The sequence below is a fragment of the Ruegeria sp. YTSC325 genome, from assembly GCF_059609525.1.
This window is the reverse complement of sequence record NZ_JBXWLY010000020.1, coordinates 48,488-59,066: the sequence shown is the minus strand read 5'-3', so window position 1 is coordinate 59,066 and position 10,579 is coordinate 48,488. Positions and strand designations below refer to the sequence as shown.

Genomic DNA, 10,579 nt, shown 5'->3' with positions numbered 1-10,579 from the left:
GTTTTACCATGGTCAACGTGGCCAATCGTGCCGATGTTGACGTGCGGTTTTGTACGCTCAAACTTTTCCTTTGCCATTCCTCAGGCGCCCTTTTGCGATTTGGGGGACCCTTGGTCCCGTGGTTACATCTGCGCGCGCGAGATATTTGGTTCGCAGGGGAAAATCAAGCACATCCTGAGGGAAAAGCCGTTTACGACGCTGGATTTTGCGTGAGCTCGCCGGAATCCAGCGGCTGGATCAGATCGGGGCGACTTTTGAACCAACCGTTCTGTTGATGTTCTTCGGCCAGCCATTCCTCGACTCGGTCCGCAACCTTCAAGGCCAGACCGCTCATCTGCTCTTCTTTGGTACGCTCATGGCCCGAGCCCTTGAGCGCGCTGCCGCCAGTGGTGTCTTCCAGAACCTGAAATTGTTTGCCCTTGGCCAGGAATTCTTTCTTGTTCACATCATAGACATTCACCAGCACAATCGCGGTGCTGCGTGGGTTGTAGATCACCGGAATGCCCGGAGGCGCCAGCATATATCCCTCTAGGCTGATGCCGATATCATAATCCTGCGCGCCTTCGTATCGGCCAAGGCGGATATCCACCGCATTCTGGATCGCGGCCGTCCACTCGTCCGGCGTAGCGTCGCGTGAGACCGGTCCCTGAACCGCCTTTTCGGCAAAGGCATAGTTTACGCGCAGTTTGAATTCGCCGAGCGACTCGGGCTCTTCGTACACTTGCGTCTGCGTACACGCGCCCAACAGGGCCAGTCCGGTGATCAAGGTCAATATGCGCAACATGTCTCTCGTCTCGATAGGCCTGTTTTCTTTGATTTAGCGCACCGATACGGACTGTGCCAAGCCGTATCGGCGGAATTCCCCGCAAGCGGTCGCAAAATCACGAGAATTTATAGTCCCTCGGGAAGCCGTAAGGCGGCTTTTTCCCGACGCTGGCGCGTTTGGCCAGCCATTGAGACATATCCGCCTCGTGCCGGGTCTTGTCGCCACCCATGGACCATTTCAGGCCCTCCTCCCAGTTGAAAGTGGTGATGTCGGACAGACCGCCATCCAGCTCCAGCGTGCCCTGACGCCCGCGCGCCATGTTGTATTTCTGCAAACGTACACCCTTGCCGCGGGTCATCTCGGGCAATTCTTCGGTCGGGAAGACCAGGAACTTGCCGTTCTGAGACACCACTGCTACGTGGTCGCCCGCGACCGGTTTGCAGATCACCGCCGTTTCATCACCTTTGACGTTCAGCACCTGCTTGCCGTTGCGGGTCTGCGCCAGCACGTCATCCTCGGGCACCATGAACCCGTTGCCCGCATCCGACGCCACCAACAGCTTGCGCCCCGGCTTGTGGATCAGGATGTCGATGATCTGCGCCTCGTTCGGCAGATCGACCATCAGGCGCAGCGGCTCGCCCATGCCCCGCCCGCCGGGCAGGTTGGCGGCGCTGACCGTATAGAACCGGCCATTTGAGGCAAAGACCAGCAGGCGGTCGGTGGTCTCCGCGTGGAAGATGAAACGCGGGCCGTCACCGTCCTTGAACTTCAGCTCGCGCTTGAGGTCGATATGGCCGGTCATGGCGCGAATCCAGCCCATCTGCGAACAGACGACCGTGATCGGCTCCTTGTCGATCATCGCCTCAAGCGGCACTTCCTCGACCTGACCAGCCTCAGCGAACTGGGTACGGCGTGCGCCGCCTTCGTAATCTTTACCAAAGGTCTTCTTGGTCTCTTTCAACTGCTCGGCGATCTTGGCCCATTGCAGTGCGGGATCAGCCAGCAGGTCTTCGAGATTGGCGCGCTCTTCCATCAACGCGTCACGCTCGCGGACCAGCTCCATCTCTTCCAGACGGCGCAGGCTGCGCAAGCGCATGTTGAGGATGGCGTCGACCTGAACCTCGGACAGTTCGCCCTCGCCTGGTTTGGGCGAGACATAGTCGGATTCGTCCGTCGCACGAACGTGGTCGATGCCCCAATCTTCGCGCATCAAAGCAGCTTTGGGATCATCGTCATAACGGATGATGTCAATCACACGGTCGAGGTTCAGGAAGGCAACGATAAAGCCCTCCAACACTTCTAACCGGTGGTCGATCTTAGCCATGCGGTGACGCGAACGCCGCAACAACACCTCTTGCCGGTGGTCAAGGAAGGCGCGCAGCACTTCCTTCATCGAGCAGACCTTGGGCGTCACCCCGTCGATCAGCACGTTCATATTCAGGCTGAAACGCACCTCAAGGTCCGAGTTGCGGTAGAGCATCCCCATCAGCACCTCGGGGTCCACGTTTTTAGAACGCGGCTCAAGGATCAGACGAATGTCATCCGCGGATTCATCGCGGACATCGCCGAGGATGGGGATTTTCTTGGTCTGGATCAGCTCCGCGATCTTTTCGATCAGCTTGGATTTCTGAACCTGATATGGGATCTCGGTGACAACGATCTGCCACTGGCCACGCCCCAGATCCTCGACCTCATACTTACAGCGCAGGCGGAACGATCCACGCCCGGTGCGATAAGCCTGCGCGATATTCTCAGGGGGCTCGACAATCACGCCACCAGTCGGAAAGTCCGGGCCGGGGACATAGTTCAGCAGCGTGTCATCCCGCGCGTCCGGCGTCTTGATCAGATGCAGACAGGCGTCACAAAGCTCCGAGATATTATGCGGCGGAATATTTGTCGCCATGCCCACCGCGATACCACTGGCCCCGTTTGCCAGCAGGTTCGGGAACTGTGCGGGCAGAACGACCGGTTCAGTCAGCGTCCCGTCATAGTTGTCACGGAAATCAACAGCGTCTTCGTTCAGACCTTCCAGCAGCGCTTCGGCCACGATGGTCATCCGCGCCTCGGTGTATCGCGAGGCCGCCGGATTGTCGCCGTCAATGTTGCCGAAATTCCCCTGCCCGTCGACCAGCGGGTATCGGACGTTAAAGTCCTGCGCTAGACGCGCCATCGCGTCGTAAATCGCGGCATCACCGTGGGGGTGATAGTTACCCATCACGTCGCCCGAGATCTTGGCGGACTTACGGAATCCCCCTGTCGCGCTGAGTCGCAGCTCGCGCATTGCATAGAGGATTCGCCGGTGAACCGGCTTCAGACCATCGCGCGCATCGGGCAGCGCCCGGTGCATGATGGTGGACAAAGCATAGGTCAGATAGCGTTCGCCAATCGCGCGGCGCAGCGGTTCGGCTACCTCGCCCCCACCTTCGGGGGCCTCCATGTTGGGGTCGTCGATCGTGTCGTTCATATATGATGTGATACGACGCAAGCGCGCCGCGGTAAAGCAACCGGCAAGCATTTTGCTGGGGACAAGTGGCGCTTTTTGCAACAGGGGGAGGCAACCGACGGATTTCCCCCGATCTTTCGACTCGAGACCTCAGATATGGTAAGCTCTCGGTCATTAGACTGCTGCCTATTTCATCTTTTACGATTACCCGGGGGAAGCGCCATGACGCGCCTTATCGTTGTTAGTTTCGCTGCACTTGGCTGGTGTTTTTACGTCATGAGCGGTGGGCCAGACTTTGAACCGCGCGGCCTGCGTGCCGAACAGCCTGTGCGTGTCGCCACCCAATCCAAGCCAGTGCAGATCGCACCTGCGCCTGCCCAAAATCTTGTGACCAATGTCGCCAGCCGCACCCCGGCCGTCCGGGCCAAACCGATTGAGCCTCAACCGGCCGTTGTTGAATTTGTGACTGAAACCGCAAGCGTTGAAGCGCTCAGGGAAATTTCGGTTTTTGATGATCAAACTTCCAATTTTACGCTCGTATCGCTTGAAGATGGAGTGAGCGGCCTGCAGCAGATCGAACCAGAAGCGCCTGAACAGATCGCGGAACCGATTGCCCCCACTGAGCCCGAGAAGGACATTCGCGAGATTTCTGGAACACGGGTCAATCTCCGCGACGGTCCCGGCACGATCTATCCAATCATCGCAAAGGTCGGCATTGGCCAGAAAGTCGAAATCCTGAGCGACTCGGGCACAGGTTGGCTTCGCCTGCGCGTGTTGCCGCAGCAACAGGTCGGATGGATATCGGCATCTCTGGTCGAAAAACCCGTAAACTGACGCAGTGCAACGATTGTCCCACCCGGTATCACGCCCTAGCTAGGGGTAAGGCTTGGTATCGGGGACACTATGCAGAAATCGATTCTAATAACCGGCTGTTCGTCCGGAATCGGGCTGGACGCAGCGCATGGCATGCGCGCTCGCGGTTGGCGCGTCTTTGCATCGTGCCGACAGCAGCGGGACTGTGACAGGCTACGCGCGCAAGGCTTTGAAAGCCCCCGCATCGACTATACCGACACCGACAGCATCGCCGCTGGTCTGGCCGAGGTGCTTGAGGCCACCGGAGGCACGTTGGACGCACTGTTCAATAACGGCGCACACGGTCTACCCGGCGCAGTCGAAGATCTGCCCACCGACGGGTTGCGCGCGATCTTCGAGGCTAATTTCTTTGGCTGGCACGAACTGACCCGTCAGGTCATCCCAGTGATGCGAGCGCAAGGCCACGGGCGAATCGTGCAGAACTCCTCGGTTCTGGGACTGGTCGCCTTCCCCTGGCGCGGAGCTTATGTGGCCACAAAATATGCGATCGAGGGCCTGACCGACACATTGCGGTTGGAACTGGCGGATACCGACATCAAGGTCAGCCTGATCGAACCCGGCCCGATCACCTCGAAAATCCGCGAGAACTCGATCCCTTTCTTCGAACGTTTCATCGACTGGCAGAACTCAGCCCTGCGCGAGCGGTATCAGGCGACACTGTTGAAAAGGCTATACGAAACCTCAGGCACAGATCGGTTTGAACTGCCCGCATCCGCCGTGACCGACAAGCTGGCCCATGCGGTCGAGGCAAAACGACCGCGCCCCCGCTACTACGTTACGACTCCAACTTACATCGCAGGCTACCTGCGCCGCATTCTGCCAACACGTACGATTGACCGTATCCTCTCGGACGTCTGAGGCGAAATTACCCGTTCGCTTTTCTCCGCCATGGGTCTAGATGGTAAGCTAATGCAAAAAACGCGGACGGTGTACCCATGGACCTATTGATGGTCGTATTATTGCTGGCGATGGCGGCGGTGGTCGTCGTGCTGGTGATCGGCATTTCAAACTTCGGCAAGGCAGGGAAAAGTGCCGCGCTGAAGAGCAACAAGATGATGCAGCTGCGCATCCTGTTTCAATTCATTGCCGTGGTGCTGATCGTGCTCTACGTCTGGCTTCGCGGACAGGGAGGTCAGTAAATGGTTGTACTTAACAAAATCTACACACGCACCGGCGATGACGGCAAAACAGCCTTGGGCAATGGGGAACGCGTTGCCAAGTATTCGGGTCGAGTTGCAGCGTATGGCACGGTGGATGAACTGAATTCATTTGTCGGCGTCGCCCGAACCGAAGCTGATGGTGAGGTCGAAGCCGCGCTGTCGCGCATCCAGAATGACCTGTTCGATCTGGGTGCCGATTTCTGCCGCCCCGACATGGATAAGGATGCCGAGGCTGAATACACGCCGCTGCGCATCGTACCCTCTCAGATCGACAGGCTTGAGGCTGAGATCGACGCCATGAACGAAGCGCTAGCGCCGCTGCGCAGCTTCATCCTACCCGGTGGGTCACGCCTGGCGGCCCATCTACATGTGTGCCGCACCGTCTCGCGCAGGGCCGAGCGTCTGGCGGTTGAGCTGACCAATATGGAACCTGTCAACGAAGTGGCGGTAAAATACCTCAATCGCCTAAGCGACTGGTTTTTCGTGGCCGCCCGCTGCGCGAACGAAAACGGCTCGGCGGATGTGCTGTGGGTTCCGGGCGCGAACCGCTGAAGCGTTGGCTTGAGCGCGCCGTAGCGTCAAAAAATATGAAACGCGACGTCCCAAGCCCACGAGATGACGATTTTGCCCTGTTGTCGTGTGGCTTGAGACGTTATTCAGACGTCCGAGAGCATTGGTGGAGTCGCGTCGCGGCTCACCGTTATTTGTGAGGAGCAAGCGCAAAATGAAGGTACTCGTGCCTGTCAAACGCGTGATTGACTATAACGTGAAAGTTCGCGTCAAAGCGGACGGCAGCGGTGTTGATCTCGCCAATGTCAAAATGTCGATGAACCCGTTCGACGAGATCGCCGTCGAAGAGGCGATCCGTCTGAAAGAAGCAGGCAAGGCGGATGAAGTCGTCGCTGTTTCCATCGGCGTCAAGCAGGCGCAGGAAACCCTGCGCACCGCTCTGGCCATGGGTGCCGACCGCGCAATTCTGGTTGTTGCGGCTGATGACGTGCACACCGATATCGAACCGCTGGCCGTTGCCAAGATCCTGGCCAAAGTGGTCGAGGAAGAGCAGCCGGGTCTGGTTCTGGCGGGCAAGCAGGCGATCGACAACGACATGAACGCCACCGGTCAGATGTTGTCGGCCCTGTTGGGCTGGAGCCAAGGCACCTTCGCCTCTGAGGTGGATATCGAAGGCGACAGCGCCAAGATCACCCGCGAGGTTGACGGCGGTCTGCAGACCATCAGCGTCAAGATGCCGACCATCGTGACCGTTGACCTGCGCCTGAACGAGCCGCGCTATGCTTCGCTGCCCAACATCATGAAGGCGAAGAAAAAGCCGCTGGACGAGAAAACTGCTGCCGATTACGGCGTCGACGTCACTCCTCGTCTGGAAATCGTCAAAACCGAAGAGCCGCCGGCACGTGCCGCTGGTATCGTCGTGGGCTCGGTTGACGAGCTGGTTGCGAAACTCAAAGAAGCGGGGGCTGTGTAATGGCTGTTCTTCTTCTCGCCGAAGTCAATAATGGTGAACTGGCGCTGGACGCCACCGCCAAAGCCGTCAACGCCGCGAAGGCGCTGGGTGACGTGACCGTTCTGGCCGCAGGTGGTTCTGCCGCTGCTGCCGGTGAGGCTGCAGCAAAGATCGACGGTGTCTCCAAGGTTCTGGTTGCCGAAGACGCATCACTGGGTCACCGCTTGGCGGAATCGACCGCAGCCCTGATCGTGGGCCTGGCCGATGGCTATGAGCACATCGTCGCACCGGCCACCACCGACGCCAAGAACGTGATGCCCCGCGTCGCAGCCCTGCTGGACGCGATGGTGATCTCGGATGCATCCGGCGTGGTTGACGGTTCGACCTTCGAGCGTCCGATTTATGCAGGCAACGCGATCCAGACCGTGAAATCGAACGACGCCAAGAAAGTCGTCACCTTCCGTACCGCGTCCTTCGATGCTGCAGGCGAAGGCGGCTCGGCCGCGGTCGAGACGATCTCGGTTGGTGACAACCCAGGTCTGTCTTCGTGGGTCGAGGACAAGGTTGCCGAAAGCGATCGTCCGGAACTGACCTCGGCTGGCGTTGTTGTCTCGGGCGGCCGAGGCGTCGGCTCGGAAGAGGACTTCAAACTGATCGAAACCCTGGCAGACAAGCTGGGCGCCGCCGTTGGCGCGTCGCGCGCCGCCGTTGACTCGGGCTACGCTCCGAACGACTGGCAGGTGGGTCAGACCGGTAAGGTTGTTGCCCCTGATCTGTATGTTGCCGTCGGCATCTCGGGCGCGATCCAGCACCTTGCTGGTATGAAGGACTCGAAGGTCATCGTTGCGATCAACAAAGACGAAGAAGCACCGATTTTCCAGGTTGCTGACTTCGGTCTGGTTGCCGACCTGTTCCAAGCCGTACCGGAACTGACCGAAAAACTCGGCTGATCTTAAGCCGAGGCTTTTCGACGAAAAATCTGACAGGCCCGCCAAAATGGCGGGCCTTTTTCTTAGCGCAGATCCCGAATTGGACCCGCCAGCGCCTCGGCTATGGTCCTGTGCGCAGCAGGCCCAATCATGTACTCAGCCATCGGCTGCTGCAAAGTTCCGAATAGCATGTCTTCAAGCTCGTCCGATTGCCCAGAAACGCTGACAGTCTCACGCACGATTGCCGCGCAAAAAGGTCTAACCGCGTCCAGCAATCCAAGAGACAATGGCACGTCTGCTTCATCGGCAGGGTCCCCGCCATCCGATTGACCAACAACCTGCAAACAGAGAAGAATCACTGGCACGTCCAGTTTTTCCAGCAGGGCCCGCATCTGCTTTAACCAATTGCGCCGTAGCTCATCTGCGACGGCTTCGAAACGTGCGTCCTGATGGTCGCGTAACAGCGCCATCAGGTGATGCACGAAATTCACGTCGGCAAAATCGACATCGGGGTATAGTGAGATCAGATCATCCGTGGCGGCCAGAAATCGATCGTTCCGCCTTGGATGGACACGATAGAAGCGATTCGATTGTCCAAGTAGGTCCGGCGCTTGCAACACGCACAGTTCAGCCTTGTCCATCAACGACTGAAGACCGGAATCGCGACACAACGCGTCGACACCGCAGAACAGGCTGCCAAGGTTTAAACACCGCCTGTCAAGCTTGTCTTCCAAAACGGACGCGAACGGAGTTTCGACGAAACGGCCAAACGTCTCTGTCCCACCGATGCAAGCCATATATGGTGTATCCAGTGATCGCTCGGGACCACGAAACCAAAGCCGCGAACCCGAATACCGGCAGACGGCATCCTCGGGAACCCCCGAGCCTGTTTGGTAATAGCTCATTACACTCACCCATTTTTCACCCGGGAGACACTTTGCAGCCGCATATCTTGAGAAATTACTAATGTGCGCATTTGAAGCAAATTCGATGGGTCTCATCCTCTTGCCGCCCGCCCCCATCTGCCGATACTGTCGCCGTAACCCGTGGGACAGAGGCACCTGAATATGGATGTAAAATCAGTCGGAGTGATTGGCGCAGGTCAGATGGGCAACGGTATCGCCCATGTGTTGGCCTTGGCGGATTATGATGTTGTTCTGAACGATGTCAGCCAGGATGCGTTAAACGCTGCGATGGCCATTATTGAAGGCAATTTGGCCCGCCAGGCATCACGCGGAAAGATAACGGATGAGGCGGTACAGAACGCCTTGAAACGCATCACAACCACGCTGGAATTGCCGCGACTGGGCAAGACCGATCTGGTGATCGAGGCGGCCACCGAACGCGAAGCGATTAAGCAGGCGATTTTTGAGGATCTGCAACCTCATCTTCTGCCGCATACGATTCTGACATCGAATACGTCGTCTATATCGATCACGCGTCTGGCCAGCCGTACGGACCGCCCCGAAAGGTTCATGGGTTTTCATTTCATGAACCCGGTTCCCGTTATGCAACTGGTCGAACTGATTCGCGGCATCGCCACAGATGAAGAAACGTTCAGCGCGTGTAAGGCCGTCGTCGACAAGCTGGGGAAAACTGCAGCCAGCGCCGAGGACTTTCCGGCCTTTATCGTGAACCGTATTCTCATGCCAATGATCAACGAGGCGGTTTACACGCTGTACGAAGGGGTCGGGAATGTGCAGTCGATCGACCAGTCGATGAAACTAGGGGCAAACCATCCTATGGGGCCCTTGGAACTGGCCGACTTTATTGGGCTGGACACGTGTTTGGCCATCATGAACGTGCTGCATGATGGTTTGGCGGACACCAAGTATCGCCCTTGCCCATTGCTCACGAAATATGTTGAGGCAGGGTGGCTTGGTCGCAAATCCCAGCGCGGGTTTTATGACTATCGAGGTGAGTTCCCCGTTCCGACCCGGTGAAGGGGGCCAGCCCCCTCGCCCGGACGTTGTCCGGGCTCACCCCCGAGATATTTTTAGCCCGATGAAGCAGCGGATCAGGTTCCGCGTGTCTCGCCCAAGGACAAAGTGTGCTTTCGGAGCCACGCCATGAAACCGCGTGGATCGCGTTCCAGAAGTTGCATGTCATCTTCCGATATAGGTTCACCAATGACTGGGGATTGAGGCTTGTTACAAGACCGGACGATCTCGTGCAGCAAAAGGCCCTGGCGCATAATGGCTGATAGTTTGTTCGCGATCTGATAGGCGCGAGAGTTGCGGCCCGGGAAGAAAATCGGCACCACCTGCGCGCCGGATCTCCGGATCATCTTGGCAGTGAAAACGTTCCACTCGCGTTCAATCGCAGGGCCGAACCAATCATCCGAGGACATAACGACACCTGACGGGAACAGAGCTACAACGCCTCCGTTTTTAAGGTGATCCATCGCCTTACCACGCATTTCCAGCATTTTGGCCTGCGCTTCCGGGTCATGCGGGAAAGGCACTGGAATCATAAACGACGTCGCGGCCTCATCTAGGCCAGTCAGGACCGAGCGTGTCAGAATGCGATAGTCGTTGCGCACCTGACCGATAAGCTCGGCCAGAATCATGCCATCGACCATACCGTGAGGGTGATTTGCCACGACGACCACAGGTCCGGTTTTGGGGATACGGGCAATCTGTTCCTGCGGTGTGGTCAGATTGATTCCCATCACCTCAAGCGCGCCGCCCCAGAAACGCTGGCCCCGGTAGTATTCGTTCTTCTTCTCAAACTTGTTGACCATACGCAAAATGGTCAGCTTACCGGTGCACCATTCGATGGCGCGAATGGCTGTCGCGGTCCAGGCGTCGTCAAACGAGTTCGCATAGGTCAGGGTTCTACGGTCGTAGATTTCGCCCTGGTCCTCGGTCCCATCGACAACCGGGCCTGTCTTGGTCTCGTGCGTAGTTTCCGCCAATTCCTGGTCTTCCCGTTCTTGATATCGCG

General features: G+C 57.9%; 11 protein-coding genes. 7 read left to right on the top strand and 4 right to left on the bottom strand.

The features are described 5' to 3' along the window. Positions 1 to 190: 190 nt before the first annotated feature. Positions 191 to 784 carry a hypothetical protein gene (locus tag AC2FF7_RS20770; protein WP_170356706.1) on the bottom strand — a complete coding sequence of 198 codons (594 nt, stop codon included), beginning with the start codon at positions 782 to 784 and terminating at the stop codon, positions 191 to 193. A 97-nt stretch (positions 785 to 881) separates the two neighbouring features. Further along, positions 882 to 3,230 (bottom strand): DNA topoisomerase IV subunit A, encoded by a 2,349-nt coding sequence (gene parC / locus AC2FF7_RS20765; RefSeq protein WP_170756049.1) that lies wholly within the window; start codon positions 3,228 to 3,230, stop codon positions 882 to 884. A 201-nt stretch (positions 3,231 to 3,431) separates the two neighbouring features. Here parC and AC2FF7_RS20760 point away from each other — a divergent pair, with 201 nt between their 5' ends. The 6 genes from AC2FF7_RS20760 to AC2FF7_RS20735 all read left to right on the top strand — a co-directional run bounded on the left by AC2FF7_RS20760 (position 3,432) and on the right by AC2FF7_RS20735 (position 7,654). Then, the gene (locus AC2FF7_RS20760) at positions 3,432 to 4,043 is read left to right on the top strand and encodes an SH3 domain-containing protein (RefSeq protein WP_496906259.1); all 612 of its coding nucleotides are present in this window, start codon (positions 3,432 to 3,434) and stop codon (positions 4,041 to 4,043) included. 69 nt (positions 4,044 to 4,112) lie between these two features. Next, positions 4,113 to 4,940, top strand: a complete 828-nt coding sequence (locus AC2FF7_RS20755) for an SDR family oxidoreductase (RefSeq protein ID WP_480870312.1) — start codon at positions 4,113 to 4,115, stop codon at positions 4,938 to 4,940. Positions 4,941 to 5,017: 77 nt separating this feature from the next. Further along, positions 5,018 to 5,221 (top strand): twin transmembrane helix small protein, encoded by a 204-nt coding sequence (locus AC2FF7_RS20750; RefSeq protein ID WP_170356709.1) that lies wholly within the window; start codon positions 5,018 to 5,020, stop codon positions 5,219 to 5,221. After that, positions 5,222 to 5,794, top strand: coding sequence for a cob(I)yrinic acid a,c-diamide adenosyltransferase (locus AC2FF7_RS20745; RefSeq protein ID WP_170356710.1), 573 nt, complete (start codon positions 5,222 to 5,224; stop codon positions 5,792 to 5,794). A gap of 172 nt (positions 5,795 to 5,966) precedes the next feature. Continuing rightward, on the top strand, positions 5,967 to 6,725 hold the full coding sequence (locus AC2FF7_RS20740; RefSeq protein ID WP_170356711.1) for an electron transfer flavoprotein subunit beta/FixA family protein: 759 nt from the start codon (positions 5,967 to 5,969) through the stop codon (positions 6,723 to 6,725). Further along, entirely contained in the window at positions 6,725 to 7,654 is a 930-nt protein-coding gene (locus tag AC2FF7_RS20735) for an electron transfer flavoprotein subunit alpha/FixB family protein (RefSeq protein ID WP_170756053.1), read from the top strand. The genes AC2FF7_RS20740 and AC2FF7_RS20735 overlap by 1 nt, the downstream gene beginning before the upstream one ends. Positions 7,655 to 7,716: 62 nt before the next feature. Here AC2FF7_RS20735 and AC2FF7_RS20730 read toward each other — a convergent pair whose 3' ends face one another. Continuing rightward, a complete protein-coding gene (locus AC2FF7_RS20730; protein WP_234899569.1) occupies positions 7,717 to 8,538 on the bottom strand; it encodes a DUF6473 family protein in 822 nt (273 codons plus the stop codon). A 162-nt stretch (positions 8,539 to 8,700) separates the two neighbouring features. Here AC2FF7_RS20730 and AC2FF7_RS20725 point away from each other — a divergent pair, with 162 nt between their 5' ends. After that, positions 8,701 to 9,576, top strand: a complete 876-nt coding sequence (locus AC2FF7_RS20725; protein WP_496906258.1) for a 3-hydroxybutyryl-CoA dehydrogenase — start codon at positions 8,701 to 8,703, stop codon at positions 9,574 to 9,576. A gap of 74 nt (positions 9,577 to 9,650) precedes the next feature. Here the strand turns inward: AC2FF7_RS20725 and AC2FF7_RS20720 are convergent, their stop codons facing one another. Continuing rightward, positions 9,651 to 10,550 carry a lysophospholipid acyltransferase family protein gene (locus AC2FF7_RS20720; RefSeq protein WP_170756054.1) on the bottom strand — a complete coding sequence of 300 codons (900 nt, stop codon included), beginning with the start codon at positions 10,548 to 10,550 and terminating at the stop codon, positions 9,651 to 9,653. Between the last annotated feature and the right edge of the window lie 29 nt (positions 10,551 to 10,579).

Coding starts and splice junctions, on each gene's coding strand:
- AC2FF7_RS20745 (WP_170356710.1), top strand. CDS start 5,222: ATGGTTGTACTTAACAAAATCTACACACGCACCGGCGATGACGGCAAA.
- AC2FF7_RS20735 (WP_170756053.1), top strand. CDS start 6,725: ATGGCTGTTCTTCTTCTCGCCGAAGTCAATAATGGTGAACTGGCGCTG.
- AC2FF7_RS20755 (WP_480870312.1), top strand. CDS start 4,113: ATGCAGAAATCGATTCTAATAACCGGCTGTTCGTCCGGAATCGGGCTG.
- AC2FF7_RS20770 (WP_170356706.1), bottom strand. CDS start 784: ATGTTGCGCATATTGACCTTGATCACCGGACTGGCCCTGTTGGGCGCG.
- AC2FF7_RS20760 (WP_496906259.1), top strand. CDS start 3,432: ATGACGCGCCTTATCGTTGTTAGTTTCGCTGCACTTGGCTGGTGTTTT.
- AC2FF7_RS20750 (WP_170356709.1), top strand. CDS start 5,018: ATGGACCTATTGATGGTCGTATTATTGCTGGCGATGGCGGCGGTGGTC.
- AC2FF7_RS20730 (WP_234899569.1), bottom strand. CDS start 8,538: ATGAGCTATTACCAAACAGGCTCGGGGGTTCCCGAGGATGCCGTCTGC.
- parC (WP_170756049.1), bottom strand. CDS start 3,230: ATGAACGACACGATCGACGACCCCAACATGGAGGCCCCCGAAGGTGGG.
- AC2FF7_RS20725 (WP_496906258.1), top strand. CDS start 8,701: ATGGATGTAAAATCAGTCGGAGTGATTGGCGCAGGTCAGATGGGCAAC.
- AC2FF7_RS20740 (WP_170356711.1), top strand. CDS start 5,967: ATGAAGGTACTCGTGCCTGTCAAACGCGTGATTGACTATAACGTGAAA.